Raw genomic sequence first — 18,975 nt, 5'->3', positions numbered from 1 at the left:
GGCACTCCCTCGTCAGGTAACTGGTGTGTGCGATGTTAGCTCCTTACTTGGGAACAACGCGGACAGCCCTTCCCTGCCCTCGTCGGTGAGGATCACCGCACGTGGGACCGTGCCCCGGCGGTACCAGCCGCGCTCGAACAGCGCGTACGTGACCGCCGCGCCGAGCGCCCCGCCGAGGTGCGCGCGGCGCTCGGTCCAGTCCAGGCACTCCGGGGCGAACCTGCGCCGCGAGCCGCGCGCGCCCGCCACGTCCACGCCGAGCCCGGTCAGCAGCCGCTCGCCCTCGCCGGTGAGGTCGGCTCCGGCGTAGAAGCCGCCGGCGCGCAGGCCGTCGAGCAGCCCGACGCCGGCCCGTCCGGCGAGGTGGTCGTAGCAGGTGCGGGCCTCCTCCAGGAGCCGCGCCTGGCGGGACTGGCGCAGCGAGCGGACCGGCGGGCGGGCGCTGATCCTGGCGAGGACCTCCAGGACCTCGGCGACCTCGTGGCCGGACAGGCGGTAGTAGCGGTGGCGGCCCTGCCGGACGACGTCCACGAGCCGGCCGTCGAGCAGCCTGGCCAGGTGGGCGCTCGCGGTGGCGGCGCTCACCCCTGCGACCCTGGCCAGCTCCCCCGCCGCGAGCGCGCGGCCGTCGAGGAGCGCCGTGAGGATGGCCGCCCGGGTCGGGTCGGCGATGAGCGCGGCGACGGGGGCGATGTCGGCGTCCCGGGCGATGTGTTCCATGCTCACGACGGTAGTACGCGCACATTTCGTCCTGTGTCGAAGGGTACGCGCGGGTCAGCTCCTGCCGCGGGCTCAGCTCCTGCCGAGGGCTCTGCGGATCGTGTCGCGGGCCCGTTCCGCGATCGCCTTGGGGGCGCCCACCAGCAGGTTCCTGGCGGTGGACTCGGCGCCGGCGTGCGGCAGGATCGCCGCCAGGCCCTCGGCGGCCCGGACCGCGGCGCCCATCGCCCGGCGCTCGACGGGCGTCGTACGGGCGCGCAGCCGGGCGAACTCGTAGCGCTCCTCGCCGCGCGAGTGCGCGGTCACCGCGGCCCGCAGCTCGGCCAGGCGGTCCCAGAAACGGGGGTGGTCCACGCCGTCGCGGTGCAGGTCCTGCAGCAGCCGCCTGGCCACGCTCTCCTCGCGCAGGCGGTCGGCGACGACGCCGTCGCCGTTGTCGAGCCTCCTGCGCGCGTACGGATGGACGATCTCCTCCTCGGCGGCCTCGTGCATGGACAACATCCGCGACAGGCGGCAGAAGGCCGCCTCCACCTTGTCCGGCGGCGCCTCCTCGACCTCGTCGAACAGGTCCCTGATCCGCCCGTGCTGGGCCACCAGCAGGTCGATCACATCGTGTTCAGCCACGCCAGGCGGCCTACCCGGCCTCCCCCACGGCACGCGCCTCCTTACCGAACGCGGGCCGTCCGGGGACCCAACGCGGAGGTTGCCCGCCCTGCCTCCGGGTACGGGCCGCGACATGGCCTTCGATCCGCTGCAGGAGCGGGGCATCCCGCTGGACAGGCAGCTCCGCGACTGGCGTGAGCTGCACCGCGCGCCCATCGACCCCGACCGAGCCGACCCCTACACCCGCTGCCGGATCATCACGATGAACGGCATCGAGACGGAGGCGGTGCTCTTCAGCCACCATCTGGCCCGGCACTGCCCGGACGCCGACCTCAGACGGCGGCTCGCCCAGGTCCGCGCCGTCGAGGCGCAGCAGCAGAAGGCGGTGAACTGGCTGCTGCCCGGGACGTCGTCGGTGCTGGAGACGACCATCGCGTACGAGCAGGTCGCCGTGGACCTGACGGCGTGGGTGGCGCGGATGGAGCCGGATCCTTATCTGCGGCAGGCGTACGAGTTCGGGGTGCTGGACGAGGTCGACCACCTCTACCGGTACGCCAACCTGTACGACCTGATCGAGCACCGCGAGGCCGAGAAGATCGTCGGCGACATGACCGAGATCATGCCGGGGCGGCCGACGCACCTGCAGCACCGGGATCCGGCGGACGACGTGCGCGAGCCGTACGACCGTGGCCGCACCGAGCCGCTGTCCCGCCTGCACGCCCTGACGATCACGGCGACCGAGCAGCAGACCATGAACTTCTACCTCAACGCCGGCCCCCTGCAGATGGAGCCGATCGCGCGCCGGCTCTACCAGGAGATCGGCATGGTGGAGGAGGAGCACGTCACCCACTACGAGTCCCTGACCGACCCGGGGCAGAGCTGGTGGGAGCGGCTGCTCAACCACGAGTACAACGAGTGCTACCTCTACTACTCGTTCATGGAGACCGAGTCCGATCCGATGGTGAAGCACATCTGGGAGCTGCACCTGGGGATGGAGCTGGAGCATCTGCGGCTGGCGGCCGAGCTGTTCCGGCGGTTCGACGGGCGCGACCCGGACCAGGTGCTGGCTCCGGCGCTGCCGCCGCCGGTCACGTTCGAGCCGAACAAGGCGTACCTGCGGGGGCTGCTCGCCGCCCAGGCCGGCTGGACCACGCAGGACACCGGCTACGCGCCCGGCCCTCACGAGCGCTTCGAGCAGCGGCGGGACGCGGTCATGGACGGGGAGAAGCCGGCGTCCGAGCAGGTGATCGACGAGAACCGGCGCATCTCCGGCCAGGAGTACCGCCTGGAGACGGTGGGCTCGCGCATGGCGTAGGCCCGGCGGCGCGAGCGGGCTGGGCTTTTCCAGTTTGGGTACTCGGCCGAGATTCGCTACAGTTCTCTCGTCGCCCCGGTCGCGAGCGGGGCGGATGCGGAAGTGGCTCAGTGGTAGAGCATCACCTTGCCAAGGTGAGGGTCGCGGGTTCGAATCCCGTCTTCCGCTCGGAGCTTCCGGCTCGGTGGCGTGGCCGAGAGGCGAGGCAGCGGCCTGCAAAGCCGTCCACACGGGTTCAAATCCCGTCGCCACCTCACGAGGACGATTAGCTCAGCGGGAGAGCGCTTCCCTGACACGGAAGAGGTCACTGGTTCAATCCCAGTATCGTCCACCAGCACCACACCACAGCCCCGGTCCTCGAAGCAGGCCGGGGCTTCGTGCTGTCCGGGCTTCGGGTCCGGGCGGCGGGGTAGGCGCGGGCCATGAGGTTCGGGAACTGGGACGTGCGGCCGCTGGGCGGCTGGATGGGGTGCCTGCTGATGATCATTGCGTCCGTCCTGCTGTCGATCGTGCTGACCGTGGTGGTCAACTGGCTGTTCTGAGCGCGTCGCGCGGGCCAGGTCTGGCGGGAACGCCGCAGCGGCGCGACGATCGCCGCATGGACGCACGAGAGCTCGCCGACCGCCTGGAGATCGCGGACCTGCTGGCCCGCTACACCCGCGCCGTCGACTCGGGCCGCTGGGAGCGGCTCGACGAGGTGTTCACCGAGGACGCCGTCATCGACTACAGCTCGGCGGGCGGCGTCAGGGGTGGGCGGGAGGAGGTGAAGGCGTGGCTCGCCGAGGTGCTCGCGCACTGGCCGGGGCGGCTGCACCTGATCGGCGCGCCGGTGATCGACTTCGGCGGCGACGGGGAGGCCCGGGTGAGCGCGCCGTTCACCGACACCCTCGCGCCGAGCCGGGAGATGGTCGCGGCCGGGACGGCGGGGTTCCTGCACGGCGGCGGCTGGTACCACCACCGCCTGCTCCGCACCCCGGACGGCTGGCGCAGCGTGGAGCTGGTGGAGGAGCAGAGCTGGCGGACGGCCCGCTGACCCGCCCCGCGCCCGCCGGCGCGCGCGCCTGCGGGCGCGTGCCGCGTCCACAGGGCCCCACTGGCTCACTGTGGTATCTCCGGCGTGTCCTCGCCGTCGGGCGGGTGTGTCCGCCGGGGTAGGCGTGCCGATTTCAGATGGCGAAGATGCTGGAGCGATGACAGGTGACGCACAGCCCAGCGATCTGATCCGCAGTGTCTCGCGTGCCCTGCGCGTGCTGGAGGAGGTGGCGCGGGCCGATCGGCCCCTGCCGGTCAAGGTGATCGCCCGCCGCTGCGGGCTCAACCTGTCGACGTCGTACCACCTGGTCAGGACGCTGTGCTACGAGGGCTATCTGCACCGGCGGCCCGAGGGCGACTATCTGCTGGGCTCGAAGGTGGCCGAGCGTTTCCACGACATGCTGGACGGTTTCGAGCGCCCACCGCACGCAGGCTCCGTGCTGCGGCATCTGGCGGAGGTCACGGGGCACACCGCGTACCTGGCGCAGTTCGCCGACGGGCGGCTGCTGGTGGTGGACGTCGCCGAGGGGCCGCGTTCGCCGTGGCTGGAGGACCTGCAGGCGGGGCTGGAGACGGCGCCGCACGCGACCGCGCTGGGCAAGGCGCTGCTGCGGGCGCTGCCGGCGCGGGACCGGCGGGAGATCCTGACCGGGTACGGGCGGCTGCCCCGCTTCACCTCCGCGACCCCGGCCACCGTGGAGGACGTGGAGGAGGAGCTGGCGGGCCTGCCGCCGGGGCAGGTGGTGGTGGAGGAGCACGGGCAGTTCCGCGAGCAGGTGGCGTGCGCGGGGGTCGTGGTCGCCGGCACGGCGTGGGCGATCGGGATCTCGACGCGCGGGCTGGAGCTCCCGGCTCCGGCGGTGGCCCTGCTGACGGCGGCGGCCCGCGACCTGGCAGGCGCGTAGCTCTCCCTGTCCCCGCCCGCGATCTCGCGGGCGCAAGGCTCTCCCCGTCCCCGCCCGCCACGCCGAGCGGGCCTATTCTTCCCCTGACGGCATCGGCGAGACGATCGGGGCGGGCCCTCCATGAGAGTGATCATCTTCGGGGCGACCGGCATGGTGGGCCGGGGCGTGCTGCGGGAGTGCCTGCTCGACGCCAGGGTCACGGACGTGCTCACCGCGGGCCGGACGGCGACCGGCGTCGCCGATCCCAAGCTGCGCGAGCTCGTCCACGGTGACATGGCCGACCTGTCGCCGATCGAGGACCGCCTGGCCGGGTACGACGCCTGCTTCTTCTGCCTCGGCGTCTCCTCGGCCGGCATGAACGAGAAGGACTACCGGCACGTCACCTACGACTACACGGTGACGGCCGGCCGCGTCCTGGCCCGGCTCAGCCCCGGCTCGGTCTTCGTCTACGTCTCCGGCGCCGGCACCGACGCCCACGGCCGCGCCATGTGGGCGCGGGTGAAGGGCGAGACCGAGAACGCGCTGCTGGCGATGGACCTGCGGGCCTACATGTTCCGGCCCGGCTACATCCACCCCCTGCACGGCGTCACCTCGCGCACCCGGCTCTACCGCCTCGGCTACATCGTGACGCGCCCGTTCTATCCGCTCCTGCGGCGGATGTTCGGCACGGCGATGACGACGACCGAGCAGATCGGCAAGGCCATGATCGCCGTGGCCGAGCACGGGGCGCCCGAGCGGATCCTCGGCCCGGCCGCCATCAACGCGCTCTGACCACGATGATGGAATAACCACGACGGTCTGAGCGCTACCCTAATCGTTAAAGTTTCAACAGTCATGGATGGTGACTAAAGTGCAGTTCGGGATCTTCACCGTGGGCGACGTGACCATGGACCCCACGACGGGCAGGACGCCGACCGAGCATGAGCGGATCAAGGCCATGGTGACGATCGCGCTCAAGGCCGAGGAGGTCGGCCTGGACGTCTTCGCGACCGGCGAGCACCACAACCCGCCGTTCGTGCCGTCCTCCCCCACCACCATGCTCGGCTACATCGCGGCGCGGACCGAGCGGCTGATCCTGTCCACGTCCACGACCCTCATCACCACGAACGACCCGGTGAAGATCGCCGAGGACTTCGCGATGCTCCAGCACCTGGCCGAGGGCCGCGTGGACGTGATGATGGGCCGGGGCAACACCGGCCCGGTCTACCCGTGGTTCGGCCAGGACATCCGCCAGGGCATCCCGCTCGCCGTGGAGAACTACGCGCTGCTGCACCGGCTCTGGCGCGAGGACGTGGTCGACTGGGAGGGCCGCTTCCGCACGCCGCTCCAGGGCTTCACCTCGACGCCGCGCCCGCTGGACGGGGTGCCGCCGTTCGTCTGGCACGGCTCGATCCGCAGCCCCGAGATCGCCGAGCAGGCCGCCTACTACGGCGACGGCTTCTTCGCCAACAACATCTTCTGGCCGAAGGAGCACTTCCAGCGGCTCATCGCCCTCTACCGCCGGCGCTACGCCCACTACGGGCACGGCACCGCGGAGCAGGCCGTCGTCGGGCTCGGCGGGCAGGTGTTCATGCGCAAGAACTCCCAGGACGCGATCAAGGAGTTCCGTCCCTACTTCGACAACGCCCCCGTGTACGGCCACGGCCCCTCGCTGGAGGAGTTCACGGCCGAGACGCCGCTGACCGTCGGCAGCCCGCAGCAGGTCATCGAGCGGACGCTGGAGTTCAGGGACTACTTCGGCGACTACCAGCGCCAGCTGTTCCTCATGGACCACGCGGGCCTGCCGCTGAAGACCGTGCTGGAGCAGCTCGACCTCCTGGGCGAGGAGGTCGTGCCGGTGCTGCGCGCGGAGTTCGCCAAGGGCCGGCCGGCCGGGGTGCCGGACGCGCCGACGCACGCCTCCCTGCTCGCCGCCAAGCGGGAGGCGGAGATCGCCCCCGTCGAGGCCTGACCCCCCGTACAGGAGAAGAAGGAGACACCATGAAGCTCGTCGTCGTCACGGCCGGACTGACCCAGCCGTCCTCGACCCGGCTGCTGGCCGACCGCCTCGCCGAGGCGGCGGTCCGGCGGCTGGCCGGGCACGAGCCGGACGTGCGGGTGATCGAGCTGCGCGAGCTGGCCGGGGACGTGGCCAACGCCTTCGTCACCGGGTTCCCGAACGCGCGGCTGCGCGCGGCGCTGGACGCGGTCACCGAGGCCGACGCGCTCATCGCGGTTACGCCGATCTTCAGCGGCTCCTACAGCGGGCTGTTCAAGTCGTTCTTCGACGTGCTCGACAACACGGCGCTGACCGGCAAGCCGGTGCTGGTCGCGGCCACCGGCGGCACGGCGCGGCACTCGCTGGCGCTGGAGCACGCGCTGCGGCCGCTGTTCGCGTACCTGCGGGCGGTGGTCGTACCGACCGCCGTGTACGCGGCGGCGGAGGACTGGGGCGGCGGGCAGGACGCGTTCACCGACGGGCTCGGCGAGCGCGTGGAACGCGCCGCCGCGGAGCTGGCCGGCCTGCTGACGCACCGCGTGCCCGCGGCGGCGGACGCCGGCGAGGAGGTCGTGCCGTTCAAGGAACAGCTCGCCGCACTTCGCCCGAAGCGGTAGTTTCGGCCGCGTCACCGGAGTAGGGTCCGTTCGGAAACTTTCCTAACGAGCCAGGAGCTTTCGTGCTCACTGCCACCCTCCTGACCCTCTCCCTCACCGTCACCGGCACCGCCGCGCCCGCCCTCAGCGAGCCTCACAAGAAGGACATCGCCATGCGGCTGGTGTCCAGCGCGGAGAACTCCTCGCTGGACTGGAAGGCCCAGTACGGCTACATCGAGGACATCAAGGACGAGCGCGGCTACACGGCGGGCATCATCGGCTTCTGCTCCGGCACGGGCGACATGCTGGAGCTGGTCGAGCTCTACACCAAGCGCAAGCCCGGCAACGTCCTGGCGAAATACCTGCCCGCCCTCCGCAAGGTCAACGGCACCGACTCTCACGCCGGCCTCGACCCCACCTTCACCAAGGACTGGAAGGCCGCCGCCAAGGACCCCGTCTTCCAGCGGGCCCAGAACGACGAGCGCGACCGCGTCTACTTCGACCCTGCCGTCAGCCGGGCAGAGAAGGACGGGCTGCGGGCGCTCGGCCAGTTCGTCTACTACGACGCGATGGTCATGCACGGCCCCGGCGGCGACAAGCTCAGCTTCGGCGGCATCAGGAAGGCCGCCCTCGCCAAGGCCAGGACCCCGGCGCAGGGCGGGGACGAGGTGGCCTACCTCAACGCCTTCCTCGACGCGCGCAAGGCGGCGATGAAGGCCGAGGAGGCGCACGAGGACACCACCCGGGTGGACACCATGCAGCGGGTCTTCCTCAGGAACGGCAACCTCGACCTCGAACCGCCGCTGAAGTGGAAGGTCTACGGCGACAGCTACACGATCAAGAGCTGACCCGCTGCACGGCCACCACGCCGTACGTCGTCTCCGGCGTCGGCGGAGTGGTGAAGCGGGCGTTCGGCAGGTAGAGCCGGTCGCCGAACGCGGCCACCGTCGTCGGCACGTCGAAGCGCGGGTCGGTGATGCGGCTGACGATCCGGCCGGACGAGCCGTCACGGGACAGGGCGATGACGGCGATCGTGTTGAGGCGGTTCTGGACGGCGTACAGGGTGCGGCCGGACAGCAGCAGGCCGTCGCCGTTGGTCAGCGTCTCGCCGCCGAGGTCCACCTCGGTCGTGACGCCGGTCGCCGGGTCCGCCTCGAAGAGCTTGCCGGTGTTGGACTGCACGATCAGCAGCGAGCGCCGGTCCGGGCTCGGGGCGATGCCGTTGGCGTTGTTGCCGGTGGCGTACTGGATGGCGCCGGTCAGCGGGATCGTGACCGCCTCAGCGGGCAGCGCGCCGCCCCGGCCGAGCGGCAGCTTGTAGAGGACCGGGTTGGCGGAGTCGGTGAAGTAGGCCGCGTCCCCCATGAGGATCACGTCGTTGACGAAGGCGGCCCCGGTGGCCAGCCGGTACGACTTCAGCACCGCGCCGGTGCGCAGGTCGATCACGCGGGCGTCGCCGCCCGTCCCGCCGGCCGCGAACAACCGGCCGCGCCCGTCGGTCTTGAGCCCGAGCGTCGGCGTGCCGGGGCCCTTGCTGATCACCGACCCTTCGCCGGTGCGCAGGTCGGCCCGGTAGACGTCCCCGGTGGCGCGGGAGCCGAAGTACGCGTGGGGCCCCGGCCCGATCGCAATCCCCTCCGGCTGGAAACCGTCGGGCAGCGGGAAGGCCGCGGGCTTGTGGGCGGGCTGATGAGCGGTGGCCTGGGCGGGCTGGGCGCCGAGCAGGAGGGCGGCCGCCAGGGGCACGATGAGCGCACGGAACGCGGTCTTGCGGATCGCGGGTCTCATGCGGCCCACGATGCCCCGGGCGCCGGGGCCGCGTTAAGTGCCGCGGCGGGCTTTCACAGCGAGTTCGGAGAAAGGCCGCGATGCCGGACTCCGGCGACCGTCGCTCACGCGCGGGGCGGGCGGGGTAGGTTGGGCACTAAGCCAACAAACGGGGTTAGATCATGTCAAATGGTGCCCGTCATGCCTTCGGAGTGGTCGCCGGCCTGCTCCTTCCTCCTCTGGCGCTCGCCGGCCTTCTCTACGGCATCGGCGAGATCTCCTTCCAGACGCGGTCGGCGTTCCAGTTCCCGTGGTACGCGGTCGGCGTGCTGGCCGTCGCCGCGGTCGTCCTGGCCTTCCTCGCCGGCTCACGGCTCTCGCCCGTCGCCTCGCTCCTCGGAGGGCTCGCGTACACCGCGCTGGGCCTGCTCCCCCTGCTGGAGTTCACGGGCGGGCCGCGGCTGGTGCTGGAGGGGCTGGTGCCCGCGCGCGTGAACGAGGGTTATCTGGCCCTCGGCCACTCGGGGGCGCTGCTGGTCGTGGGGGTGATGCTGCTGACCGTCTCCCTGTTCCCCTCGCGGTGGCGGGCCACCGTCCCTGAGCCGCTCTCCGTCTCCCCCGCGTACGGGCAGGGGACCTCGCCTTACCTGCCCGAGGACGCCACGAGGCCCATGTTCCGCGAGTAGGCCGCGTGCGGCCTGGCAGAATGCGGGCCATGCGCGACACGAAGATCCACGATCTCCCGGCCTTCCGGACGCCCGCCCCTTCGCCTTCCCGGAGCGTCTGATGGGCAGGGTGCTGGTGGTGCAGAACAGCAGGAGCGGCGGCCCGAGCCGGGTGGGCTGCTGGCTGGAGGACGCCGGCCACGAGCTGGACGTCGTGCTCGCCCACGAGGGCGCCGCGCTCCCCGACCGGCTGGAGCACGACGCCATGATCATGCTCGGCGGCGGCTACCTGCCGGGCGACGACGACCGGGCCCCCTGGCTGGCCGGCGCCCGGCGGCTGGTCGGGCAGGCGCTCGCGGAGGGCGTGCCGCTGCTCGGCATCTGCCTGGGCGGCCAGATGATCGCCGAGGTGGCGGGCGGCGAGGTCACCGGCGACACGGGCGCGCCCGAGAACGGCAGCGTCCCCGTCACGATCCGACCGGAGGCGGCGGCCGACCCGCTCTTCCACGGGCTGCCCCCGGTGGTGCCCGCCGTCGAGCATCACAAGGACGCGGTCACCGGGCTGCCGCCCGGCGCGGTGTGGCTGGCCGAGACGGCGGCCTGCCCCTACCAAGCGTTCCGGGTGGGCGAGCGGGCCTGGGGGGTGCAGTTCCATCCCGAGGTGCTGCCCGCGCGCATCCGCGAGTGGGAGGCCGACGGCTTCGACCCCGACGAGGTCCACGCGCGGGCGGTGGCCGACGAGCCGGTCTCCACCCCGATCTGGCACGCGGTGACCCTGCGCTTCGCCGCCCTGGTCGCCGAGCACGAGGCGTCCAGGGCGATGGCTAACCCGCGTAGGAGTCCCAGCCGAGCTTGACCGCCACGGCGACCCCGCAGGCTGCGGCCAGGTAGCGCAGGCTGTGGCCCGGCATGCGGCGGGCGATCTTGGGGCCGATCCAGCCGCCGAGCAGGAAGCCCGCCGCGAGCGGCGCGGCCGCCGCCCAGTCCACCGGGCCGAACAGCGCGAAGCCGAGGGCGGCGACCGCGTTCGCCAGGCCGGACAGCACGTTCTTCATCGCGTTCAGCTTGGCGGCGGGATGGGCGAACATCCCGGAGAGCACCGCGAACAGCAGGATGCCGCCGGCCGCGCCGAAATAGCCGACGTAGACCGTGACGGCGAACAGCGCGAGCCGCCCGAGCATCCCGTGCTCGCCGCGCGCCCGGCCCGAGGGCGGCCGGGCCAGCAGGAGCGAGGCCATCCCGATCAGCCAGGGCGCGATGAGCTCGAACGTCCTCCCCGGGGTCACCAGCAGCAGGAGCGCGCCGGTCGCGCCGCCCAGCGCGGCGACCGGGCCGAGGCGCAGCATCGGGCGGCTCTCCCCCGCGAGCTCCGGGCGGGAGCCCGCGGCGGCGCCGGCGGCGGTGAAGACGAGGGCGACGGTGTTGGTGACGTTCGCGGTCAGCGGGGGCAGGCCGAAGGCGAGCAGAGCGGGGTAGGAGACGATCGAGGCGAGGCTGACGACCGTGCTCACCACGCCGGCCGCCACGCCGACGCCGAGCAGGCCCAGCACATCCCCGATGATCACCCGGTCATATTATGGCTTGTCCCTTTTTGCCCGTGCCGTCGGGTCCCGTGGCCCGCGACGTGGTCAGGGCGTACCTTGGGCCGGGTGCAGGTGCAGCAGCTCCATCCGTGGCCGGACACGGTCGAGGAGGCGGAGGCGGTCCAGGACCGGCTCCGCCCGCAGGTCGAACTGTCCGGGCCCGCCTCCTTCGACCTGGTGGCGGGCCTGGACGTGCACTACTACGGCGACGGCGAGCTGACGGCCGCCGTGGTCGTCATGGACGCCGGCACGCTCGCCGTGGCCGAGCAGGTGGTGGTGCGGGGGAAGGCGGCCTTCCCGTACGTGCCGGGCCTGTTCGCCTTCCGCGAGCTGCCCGCGCTCGTCGAGGCCCTCGAACGGCTCACCGTCACGCCCGACCTGCTGGTGTGCGACGGGTACGGCCTGGCGCACCCGCGCGGGTTCGGGCTGGCGTGCCATCTCGGCGTGCTGACCGGGCTGCCCGCGCTCGGGGTCGGCAAGACGCCGTTCGTCGGGACGCACGAGCCGCCGGGGCCGGAGCGGGGGGACTGGACGCCGATCACGTACGACGGCGCCGTGGTGGGCCGCGCCCTGCGCACCCGGCCGGGCGTCAAACCGGTGTACGTCTCCCAGGGCCACCGCGTCTCCCTGGACACCGTCACCGACCAGGTCCTCCGCCTGACCCCCCGCTACCGCCTCCCCGAGCCGATCCGCCGCGCCGACCACCTCGCCCGCCACCCCTGAACCCCGGGTCAGCGGCGCCAGGCGGCGACGAGCAGCCACACGCTGAGGCCGAGAAGCGCCATCCCGAGCGGCACGTGCCCGGCCACCGCCCCCATGCCGCCGAGCATCGACTGCACGAGCCCGAGCAGCAGCACCCCCAGCGACACCAGGGCCGGCCAGCCCGCGCCGCGTCCCGGCCGCCACAGCAGCACGGTGACGACGAGCTGGGCCAGCCCCAGCACGTGCACGGCCAGCGCCCCCGACGCGTGCAGGCCGGCGCCGGCCCCGCTCAGGAGCTGCCCGGCCGTCACCCCCTGCGCGAGCACGGCCAAGCTGTTCAGCACCGTCACGGCCCGGAACGCGGTCACGTAGCCGTTCCTCACGGCCACCTGCGTGGTCACCACCGGACACTCTCCTTCCAACTCCAGCGGACATGTGACCACCAGGATCGTCCGCGGGGAGCAGCCGGGCATCCGCCGTGGGTCGTGGTCACCGCTACGCCCCTGGGCGTACGCCGTGGGCGCCCGACCGGTGCAGCGGGGGCAGCACGGCCTGGGCGTCCGCGCCGCCGAACCACAGCCCGATCATGAACGCCGCCGTCGCCTCGAGCTGCGTCACCCGGGCGAGGCCGCCGCCGTCCAGCGGGGTGCAGCCGAGGTCGGACACCAGCGTGCGCGCCGCCGCCAGCGCCGCCGGGTCGTCCCCGCACAGCGGCACGGCGAGCGGCCGGCCGCCGAACACCGGCGGCGTCATCCGCCACACGTCCACGTGGCACAGGTTGAACGCCTTGACCACGTGACCGCCGCTGAGCCCGCCGATGAGCAGGGCGGGCGAGCGGGCCGGGTCGTAGGCGGACGGGTCGGCCGCGTTGGTGACGTCGACGAGCGGCTTGCCGCGCAGCGCGCCGCCGCAGGCGGTCAGCACGTCCACGAGCCCCGCCTCCCGCACCGCCACCACCACGACCTCCCCGAACGCGGCCGCCTCGGCCCAGCTCCCCGCCCGGACCCCGCCGGCCATCCGGGCGGCGCGGACGGCGGTCGCCGCCGCGTCCCTGCCGCTGATCATGATCTCGTGCCCCGCCCCGGCCCACTGCGTGCCGAGCGCGCCCGCCATCCCACCCGCGCCCAGGATCCCGATGCGCATGGACGTCCTCCTCCTGTGAAAGGGTTTCCTTCGGTGGGAGCACACTAGAAAGTCAGATACACACCATTTGGTGCCTGACGAGGGAAGGGTCCGCGTTGTTCCTCGCCGACTGCCAGGCCCGGCTGGCCTTCGACCTGCTCGGCAACACCTGGAACGCCGTCGTGCTGTGGTCCCTGCGGCACGGCCCGCGCCGCCCGGGACGGCTGCGCGAGGAGATCGGCGGCATCAGCACGAAGGTGCTCACCGAGACGCTGCGCCGCCTGGAGTACAACGGCCTCGTCACCCGGCACGCCTACGCCGAGGCGCCGCCGCGCGTCGAGTACGAGCTGACCGAGCTCGGCCGCAGCCTGCTCGGCCCGGTGGGCGCGGTCGGCGAGTGGGCCTTCGCGCACGCCGACGAGGTCATGGAGGCCCAGGACAGCTGGACCGACCCGCCCTCATGAGCATCAGCCGTACAGCCGTTCCAGCACCGCCGCGACGCCGTGCTCGTCGTTCGAGAGGGTGCGGCGCGGCACCGACGCGAGCACCGTCTCATGCGCGTTGGCCATCGCGTACCCCAGGCCCGCGTACGTCAGGACCGCCAGGTCGTTCGGCATGTCGCCGAAGGCCACCACCTCGCCCGCCGGCACGCCGTGCGCCCGGCAGACGCGGTCCAGGGCGGCGGCCTTGGTCACCCCCGGCGCGCTGATCTCGACGAGCCCGCCGTCGCCCGACTGCGTGATCTCGGCCAGGCCCTTCACGGTCGCCGGCACGGCGGCGATCATCTCGTCGGCGGTGTGCGCCGGCGAGTGGGCGAGCAGCTTGACGAAGGGCTCAGCCTCCTCCAGCACCGAGACGACCTCGCGGTAGAACGGCATGTCCTCGGGAACGCGCCGGGTGTAGGCGGCCTCGGCCAGCACGCCCCTGCCCGTCTCGACGGCGAGCCCGACGCCCGGCAGCGCCTCGGCCAGGGCACGCGCGGCGCGCCGGGCGGCCCCGGGGTCGAGCGGCAGGCTCTCGATGATCTCGTCGGTGTCCAGGTCGTAGACGATGGCCCCGTTGCTGCAGATCGCCGTACCGGTGACGCCCGCCTGCTCGGCGATCTCGCGCACGGCCCGCGGCGGCCTGGCGGTGACGAAGACGATCACGGCCCCGGCCGCGCGGGCCAGCCGGAGCGCGTCCCTGGTGCGGGGCGAGACGGTGCGGTCGGAGGTCAGCAGGGTGCCGTCGAGGTCGGTGGCGACGATACGGGGAGAGTTCACGGCAGGTAACGTACGCCTGCCCGGATCAGGGCGTCTCACATGCGCATCTCCGACGGCAGCCGGGCGGCGGCGTTGTTCAGCTCCACGCCGATCAGCCGCCCCTTCTCCCCGTAGTCGAGCACGGCGTCCTCCGCCACCACCTGCCGGACGGCCTCGCCGGGCAGGATCTCGCGTTTCATCGCGATGTACGCAAGATCGTGCTCTCTGTCCCAGGTGACCCAGACGGTCTGCGCCCGCGGCCCCGGCGACACGTCGTCCCAGTTCAGCCGCCCTTCCCTGGCCTCGTGCGAGCCCATGACCGCGGCCCGCACCATGGCCAGCGCCAGCTCGGCCGCGGCCAGCGAGTCGGGTCCCGTGACCTTCCTCTCGTGCTCCCACCCGTCGAGCCCGTCGATGCGATAGGGGCACGACCACTCCCCCGTCGGCTCCTCGTACGGCATGCCGACCGTGACGACCACGTCACGGGGCGGATCGCTGCGCAGTGCCAGCACCCGGTGGGCGATCTCGTACATGCTTGCTGCCTTACCCCTGCCGCCGCCGCCGGAAGACTGGTGAACGGGAACGGTCGGTCTCCTGTTCACCCGAGCGGCCCGTCCCGTAGGGTCGCCGCATAACCGTGCGAAGGGGTTCACCATGAACGAGTCGTTCGGGGCACGCCTGCGAGCCAGGCTCGACGCGTGCGGGCCGCTCTGCGTCGGCATCGATCCGAGCCCGGACCTGCTGGACGCCTGGGGGCTGGACGACTCGCCGTCCGGGCTCGAACGCTTCAGCCGGACGGTCGTCGAGACCGTGGCGGAGGTGGCGGCCGTGGTCAAGCCGCAGTCGGCGTTCTTCGAGCGGTGGGGCAGCCGGGGCGTGGCCGTGCTGGAACGCGCCATCGCCGACCTCCGTGAGGCGGGCACGCTCGTGCTGCTGGACGTGAAGCGGGGCGACATCGCCAGCACGATGACCGCCTACGCCGAGGCGTACCTCGACCGGGGCAGCCCGCTGGCCGCCGACGCCGTGACGCTGAGCCCCTACCTCGGGTTCGGCTCGCTGACGGGCGCGATCGCCTCGGCGGTGGCCAACGACGCGGGCGTGTTCGTGCTGGCCCGCACCTCCAACCCCGAGTCGGCGGAGCTGCAGCGGCTGGTGGCCGGGCAGGTCATCGCGGGCGCGGCCGCTGCGAACGCGGGGGCGACGCCGTTCGGGCCGGTGGGGTTGGTCATGGGCGCCACGCTGACCGAGGTGGAGCATCCGCTGACCGAGCTCAACGGGCCGATCCTGGTCCCCGGGGTGGGCGCGCAGGGCGCGACGCCGGCCGACGTGGCGCGGCTGTTCACGCCGGTACGGCACGCCGTCCTGCCGTCGGTCTCCCGCGCGGTGCTGGCCGACCCGAAGCGGCTGCGCGGCCGGGTCCTGCGCTACCGCGACGAGTGCGTGGCCCACCTGACGCCCGAGGCGGCGGGCCGGAGATGACCTTCCGCACCCGCGTCTCCGTGGACGCCCCCGCCGACCTGGTGTGGGGGACGATGTCGGACGTGGCCCGCTGGCCGGAGTTCACGCCGACGGTGACGAGCGTGCGCCTGCTGGACGACGAGCCGTTCGGCCCCGGCAGTCGGGTGCGTGTGGAGCAGCCCGGCCTGCCGGCGCTCGACTGGATGGTGACGGCGCTCACCCCGGGCCGCTCGTTCGTCTGGGAGACCGTCGCCGCGGGCGTGACGATCGCGGCGGGGCACGTCGTGGAGGCGGGCGAGCGCGGCGGGGCCGCCGTGGAGCTGTCGATCACCCGCAGCGGGCTGCTGGCGCCGCTCCTCGCCCTGCTGACCGGCGCCCGCACCCGCCGCTACGTGCGTACGGAGGCGCTCAGCCTGAAGCGCCGCTGCGAGCCGCCAGGGCGGCGTTGACCGTGGAGAGCGCCGCGTGCACCGACGCGGCCGGCACCGAGGTGCCCAGCGCCACGCCCCAGCGCGTACGTCCGGCGACGCGCGCCTCGACGTAGGCCACGGCCTCGCCGGCCGCGTCCGTCCCGAGCGTGTGCCCGGCGTGGCCGAGGATCTCCACGTCGAGCCCGTCGGCGGCCAGGGCGGCCGTGAGCGCCGGCAGCGGACCGTCGCCGGTGCCGTGCAGGCGGCGGCCGGAGCGCAGCGTGCCGGTGAAGACGTGCTCGCCCGGCCCGGCCGGGGCCGTCGTCCACTCGGCGAGCGCGCCGGGCTCGCCGGGGGTGACGTAGGCGGCGCGGAAGAGGTCCCACAGCTCCTCGGCGGTGATCTCCTCGCCGCTGCCGTCCGTGGCCCGCTGCACGACGGCCGCGAAGTCGATCTGCAGGCGGCGCGGCAGCTCCAGGCCGTACCTGCTGCGCAGCAGGTAGGCGATGCCGCCCTTGCCCGACTGGCTGTTGACCCGGATGACCGCCTGGTAGTCGCGGCCCACGTCGGCCGGGTCGATCGGCAGGTACGGCACGTCCCACGGCGCCTGCTCCGGCGGCACGCCCAGGTCGGCGGCGCGCTTGGCGTGGCGGGCCAGGCCCTTGCCGATGGCGTCCTGGTGGGTGCCGGAGAAGGCGGTGTGGACGAGGTCGCCCGCGTACGGGTGCCGGTCGGGCACCGGCAGGCGGTTGCAGTGCTCGACCACGCGCCGGATCCCGTCGAGGTCGGAGAAGTCGATCATGGGGTCGACGCCCTGGGTGTGCAGGTTGAGCGCGAGCGTGACCAGGTCGACGTTGCCGGTGCGCTCGCCGTTGCCGAACAGGCAGCCCTCCACCCGCTGCGCCCCCGCCAGCAGGGCCAGCTCGGCGCAGGCCACACCGGTGCCGCGGTCGTTGTGCGGGTGCACGGAGAGGATCACCGCGTCCCTGCGGTCGAGGTGGCGGTGCATGTACTCGATCTGGTCGGCGTACACGTTGGGGGTGGAGATCTCGACCGTGGCCGGCAGGTTGTGGATCACCGGGCGGTCCGGTGCGGCGTCCCACAGGGCGGTCAGGTCGTTGCACACCTCCAGCGCGTAGTCCGGCTCGGTGAGGTTGAAGACCTCGGGCGAGAACTCGAAGCGCACGCCGGGCCGGCCCTCGGCGAGCCGGGCGATCCGCCCGGCGGCGTCCAGGATGAGGGCGCGCAGCTCGCGCCGGTCGTGGCCGAGCACGACGTCGCGCCAGGTGGGCGCGGTGGCGGTGTAGAGGTGCACGACCGCGCGCGGCAGGCCCTCCATGGCGGCGAAGGTGCGCTCTATGAGGTCCGCGCGGGCCGCGGTGAACACCACGGGGGTCACGTCCTCGGGCAGCGCGCCCGGCGCGGCCAGCTCGCGGACGAAGTCGAAGTCGAGCCGGCTGGAGGACGGGTAGCCGACCTCGATCTCCTTGAACCCCATGCGCGTCAGCAGGGCGAACATCGTACGCTTGCGGGCCGGGTCCATCGGCTCGGCCAGGGCCTGGTTGCCGTCGCGCAGGTCCACGGGCACCCAGAGCGGGGCGTGCGTGAGGCGGCGGGAGGGCCAGGAGCGCTCGGCGGCGAGGGGGAGCTCGACGCGCTCGTGGGCGGGGCGGTAGCGGTGGGAGGGCATGCCGCTGGGGCGTTGCCGGTTCCAGGGGTGCATGTCGGTCGGGGTTCCTTGTCGTCCGTCTCCGGTGGGGGAAGACCGGCACGATCGGGCCACCGCGACGGGGTGCCGGTCCGGTCAGGCCCCGCCGCGGCGGCCGAGGAGGAGACCGTACGACGTCATGGGCGCTACACTAACCACACCACAGGTCCTCAGACAACCTGAGAGGTTCTTCCCGATGCCCCTCGGCTCCCTCCGCCCCAGCCCGCTCGTCGAACAGGCCACCGAGCACCTGCGGGAGCAGATCACCCAGGGCGAATGGCCGGTCGGCACCCGCCTGCCCGGCGAGAACGCCCTCGCCAAGGCGCTCGGCGTCGGCCGTTCCACGGTGAGGGAGGCGCTGCGGGCGCTCGCCGGCGCCGGCCTGGTGCAGGCCCGGCAGGGTTCCGGCGTCTACGTCATCGCCACCGAGCCGGCCGAGGACTGGCCCGCCCGGCTGCGCCGCGCCGCCATCACCGACGTGTACGAGGTCCGCGTCATGGTCGAGACCCGCGCGGCGCGCCTCGCCGCCGAGCGGCGCACCGAGGAGGACGTCGCGGCGCTGGAGACCGCGCTCGCGGCCCGGCACGCCGCCGCGACCGGAAGTGACGCGGGGAATGACGCGGCGTTCGTGGACGCCGACATCGCGTTGCACGCGGCGGTCGTGGCGGCGGCCGGGAACCCGGTGCTGACGGACCTGTTCGCGGAGTTCGCCCCGGTGCTGCGAGAGCGGCTGATCGACCTGGTGGAGCTGCTCGGCCTGCGCGAGCACGATCCCGACCCCGGGCACGCCTCGCACGCCGCCCTGGTGGACGCCGTCCGGCGCGGCGACGGGCCGGCCGCCGAGGCCGTCCTGCAGGCCGAGCTGGAGCAGACGCTCGCCCACCTGCGCGCCCGCGTCTGAGCCCGCCGGAGCGGGTCAGCCGGTGGGGCCGATGTCAGGCCGCGTGACGTCCTCCTCGTTCTCCTCCGGCTCCTCGTACGGGTGCGGCGGGTCGAGGTCCTGAGGCATGTCCGCGGAGACGGGACGGCGGTTGTGCGGCGTGACGCAGCCGGAGCGTTCGGCCACCACGTCGCTCTCCCCGTCCACCCCTCCGACGGTCGCCGGCAGTTCAACGGGCTTCTCGCTCATGTACTTCCTCTTCCCCCGTTTCGCCTGGCCACCGCCCCAGG

Annotated in this window: 24 protein-coding genes and 3 tRNA genes; 17 read left to right on the top strand and 10 right to left on the bottom strand. The window is 73.1% G+C overall.

Annotated elements, in window-relative coordinates; genetic code table 11:
- Window positions 1-12: 12 nt before the first annotated feature.
- Complete coding sequence (locus BMW85_RS18500; RefSeq protein ID WP_091082679.1) at window positions 13-720, bottom strand: ArsR/SmtB family transcription factor; 708 nt, start codon at window positions 718-720, stop codon at window positions 13-15.
- A gap of 72 nt (window positions 721-792) precedes the next feature.
- Window positions 793-1,344, bottom strand: a complete 552-nt coding sequence (locus BMW85_RS18495; RefSeq protein WP_245774893.1) for a hemerythrin domain-containing protein — start codon at window positions 1,342-1,344, stop codon at window positions 793-795.
- Window positions 1,345-1,456: 112 nt separating this feature from the next.
- Between BMW85_RS18495 and BMW85_RS18490 the strand changes: the two genes are divergently transcribed.
- The 10 genes from BMW85_RS18490 to BMW85_RS18445 all read left to right on the top strand — a co-directional run bounded on the left by BMW85_RS18490 (window position 1,457) and on the right by BMW85_RS18445 (window position 7,997).
- A complete protein-coding gene (locus tag BMW85_RS18490) occupies window positions 1,457-2,638 on the top strand; it encodes a hypothetical protein (RefSeq protein ID WP_091082675.1) in 1,182 nt (393 codons plus the stop codon).
- 96 nt (window positions 2,639-2,734) lie between these two features.
- A tRNA-Gly gene (locus tag BMW85_RS18485) sits at window positions 2,735-2,806 on the top strand.
- A gap of 15 nt (window positions 2,807-2,821) precedes the next feature.
- Window positions 2,822-2,892, top strand: a tRNA-Cys gene (locus BMW85_RS18480).
- Between the two features lie 5 nt (window positions 2,893-2,897).
- Window positions 2,898-2,972, top strand: a tRNA-Val gene (locus BMW85_RS18475).
- Window positions 2,973-3,236: 264 nt separating this feature from the next.
- The gene (locus tag BMW85_RS18470) at window positions 3,237-3,671 is read left to right on the top strand and encodes a nuclear transport factor 2 family protein (protein WP_091082673.1); all 435 of its coding nucleotides are present in this window, start codon (window positions 3,237-3,239) and stop codon (window positions 3,669-3,671) included.
- Between the two features lie 157 nt (window positions 3,672-3,828).
- Window positions 3,829-4,575, top strand: a complete 747-nt coding sequence (locus tag BMW85_RS18465) for an IclR family transcriptional regulator (protein ID WP_091082672.1) — start codon at window positions 3,829-3,831, stop codon at window positions 4,573-4,575.
- A gap of 120 nt (window positions 4,576-4,695) precedes the next feature.
- Window positions 4,696-5,346, top strand: coding sequence for an NAD-dependent epimerase/dehydratase family protein (locus BMW85_RS18460; protein ID WP_091082671.1), 651 nt, complete (start codon window positions 4,696-4,698; stop codon window positions 5,344-5,346).
- A 79-nt stretch (window positions 5,347-5,425) separates the two neighbouring features.
- Window positions 5,426-6,526, top strand: coding sequence for an LLM class flavin-dependent oxidoreductase (locus tag BMW85_RS18455; protein ID WP_091082670.1), 1,101 nt, complete (start codon window positions 5,426-5,428; stop codon window positions 6,524-6,526).
- A gap of 29 nt (window positions 6,527-6,555) precedes the next feature.
- Window positions 6,556-7,170 (top strand): FMN reductase, encoded by a 615-nt coding sequence (locus BMW85_RS18450; protein ID WP_091082669.1) that lies wholly within the window; start codon window positions 6,556-6,558, stop codon window positions 7,168-7,170.
- A 62-nt stretch (window positions 7,171-7,232) separates the two neighbouring features.
- Window positions 7,233-7,997, top strand: coding sequence for a chitosanase (locus tag BMW85_RS18445; RefSeq protein WP_091082668.1), 765 nt, complete (start codon window positions 7,233-7,235; stop codon window positions 7,995-7,997).
- Here BMW85_RS18445 and BMW85_RS18440 read toward each other — a convergent pair.
- Window positions 7,987-8,937 (bottom strand): NHL repeat-containing protein, encoded by a 951-nt coding sequence (locus tag BMW85_RS18440; RefSeq protein ID WP_091082667.1) that lies wholly within the window; start codon window positions 8,935-8,937, stop codon window positions 7,987-7,989. The genes BMW85_RS18445 and BMW85_RS18440 overlap by 11 nt on opposite strands.
- A gap of 161 nt (window positions 8,938-9,098) precedes the next feature.
- Between BMW85_RS18440 and BMW85_RS18435 the strand changes: the two genes are divergently transcribed.
- Window positions 9,099-9,602 carry a hypothetical protein gene (locus tag BMW85_RS18435; protein ID WP_143082327.1) on the top strand — a complete coding sequence of 168 codons (504 nt, stop codon included), beginning with the start codon at window positions 9,099-9,101 and terminating at the stop codon, window positions 9,600-9,602.
- A gap of 100 nt (window positions 9,603-9,702) precedes the next feature.
- On the top strand, window positions 9,703-10,437 hold the full coding sequence (locus BMW85_RS18430; protein WP_091082665.1) for a type 1 glutamine amidotransferase: 735 nt from the start codon (window positions 9,703-9,705) through the stop codon (window positions 10,435-10,437).
- Here BMW85_RS18430 and BMW85_RS18425 read toward each other — a convergent pair.
- Window positions 10,406-11,146 (bottom strand): sulfite exporter TauE/SafE family protein, encoded by a 741-nt coding sequence (locus tag BMW85_RS18425; protein WP_245774892.1) that lies wholly within the window; start codon window positions 11,144-11,146, stop codon window positions 10,406-10,408. The two genes, BMW85_RS18430 and BMW85_RS18425, sit on opposite strands and share 32 nt — an antisense overlap.
- 84 nt (window positions 11,147-11,230) lie before the next feature.
- Between BMW85_RS18425 and BMW85_RS18420 the strand changes: the two genes are divergently transcribed.
- Window positions 11,231-11,887 carry an endonuclease V gene (locus BMW85_RS18420; protein ID WP_091082969.1) on the top strand — a complete coding sequence of 219 codons (657 nt, stop codon included), beginning with the start codon at window positions 11,231-11,233 and terminating at the stop codon, window positions 11,885-11,887.
- 8 nt (window positions 11,888-11,895) lie between these two features.
- Here the strand turns inward: BMW85_RS18420 and BMW85_RS18415 are convergent, their stop codons facing one another.
- Window positions 11,896-12,270: a hypothetical protein gene (locus BMW85_RS18415; RefSeq protein WP_091082664.1), complete on the bottom strand. Its 375-nt coding sequence runs from the start codon at window positions 12,268-12,270 to the stop codon at window positions 11,896-11,898.
- A gap of 91 nt (window positions 12,271-12,361) precedes the next feature.
- Window positions 12,362-13,009, bottom strand: coding sequence for an NADPH-dependent F420 reductase (locus BMW85_RS18410; RefSeq protein ID WP_091082662.1), 648 nt, complete (start codon window positions 13,007-13,009; stop codon window positions 12,362-12,364).
- Between the two features lie 95 nt (window positions 13,010-13,104).
- Here BMW85_RS18410 and BMW85_RS18405 point away from each other — a divergent pair, with 95 nt between their 5' ends.
- Window positions 13,105-13,452 carry a winged helix-turn-helix transcriptional regulator gene (locus BMW85_RS18405; RefSeq protein ID WP_245774891.1) on the top strand — a complete coding sequence of 116 codons (348 nt, stop codon included), beginning with the start codon at window positions 13,105-13,107 and terminating at the stop codon, window positions 13,450-13,452.
- 3 nt (window positions 13,453-13,455) lie between these two features.
- On the opposite strand, the gene BMW85_RS18400 is transcribed toward BMW85_RS18405, so the two are convergent.
- Together BMW85_RS18400 and BMW85_RS50380 are read right to left on the bottom strand one after the other, a co-directional pair.
- Window positions 13,456-14,250, bottom strand: a complete 795-nt coding sequence (locus BMW85_RS18400; protein ID WP_091082658.1) for an HAD family hydrolase — start codon at window positions 14,248-14,250, stop codon at window positions 13,456-13,458.
- 35 nt (window positions 14,251-14,285) lie between these two features.
- The gene (locus BMW85_RS50380) at window positions 14,286-14,762 is read right to left on the bottom strand and encodes a DUF2283 domain-containing protein (RefSeq protein WP_218155830.1); all 477 of its coding nucleotides are present in this window, start codon (window positions 14,760-14,762) and stop codon (window positions 14,286-14,288) included.
- Between the two features lie 121 nt (window positions 14,763-14,883).
- On the opposite strand from BMW85_RS50380, the gene pyrF reads away from it, so the two are divergent.
- Both pyrF and BMW85_RS18385 read left to right on the top strand, forming a co-directional pair.
- Complete coding sequence (gene pyrF / locus BMW85_RS18390; protein ID WP_091082656.1) at window positions 14,884-15,708, top strand: orotidine-5'-phosphate decarboxylase; 825 nt, start codon at window positions 14,884-14,886, stop codon at window positions 15,706-15,708.
- Window positions 15,705-16,136, top strand: a complete 432-nt coding sequence (locus tag BMW85_RS18385) for an SRPBCC family protein (RefSeq protein WP_091082654.1) — start codon at window positions 15,705-15,707, stop codon at window positions 16,134-16,136. Before pyrF ends, BMW85_RS18385 begins: the two co-directional genes overlap by 4 nt.
- Here the strand turns inward: BMW85_RS18385 and BMW85_RS18380 are convergent.
- Window positions 16,096-17,820: a 2-isopropylmalate synthase gene (locus BMW85_RS18380; protein ID WP_218155829.1), complete on the bottom strand. Its 1,725-nt coding sequence runs from the start codon at window positions 17,818-17,820 to the stop codon at window positions 16,096-16,098. The two genes, BMW85_RS18385 and BMW85_RS18380, sit on opposite strands and share 41 nt — an antisense overlap.
- Before the next feature lie 181 nt (window positions 17,821-18,001).
- Between BMW85_RS18380 and BMW85_RS18375 the strand changes: the two genes are divergently transcribed.
- Window positions 18,002-18,706: a FadR/GntR family transcriptional regulator gene (locus tag BMW85_RS18375; RefSeq protein ID WP_091082652.1), complete on the top strand. Its 705-nt coding sequence runs from the start codon at window positions 18,002-18,004 to the stop codon at window positions 18,704-18,706.
- A 15-nt stretch (window positions 18,707-18,721) separates the two neighbouring features.
- On the opposite strand, the gene BMW85_RS18370 is transcribed toward BMW85_RS18375, so the two are convergent.
- The gene (locus tag BMW85_RS18370; RefSeq protein ID WP_091082650.1) at window positions 18,722-18,934 is read right to left on the bottom strand and encodes a hypothetical protein; all 213 of its coding nucleotides are present in this window, start codon (window positions 18,932-18,934) and stop codon (window positions 18,722-18,724) included.
- Window positions 18,935-18,975: the final 41 nt, after the last annotated feature.

The organism is Nonomuraea wenchangensis (assembly GCF_900111685.1).
GTDB lineage: Bacteria > Actinomycetota > Actinomycetes > Streptosporangiales > Streptosporangiaceae > Nonomuraea > Nonomuraea wenchangensis.
Note: the sequence above shows the minus strand (reverse complement) of the source record. Positions and strands in the feature narration are given on the sequence as shown.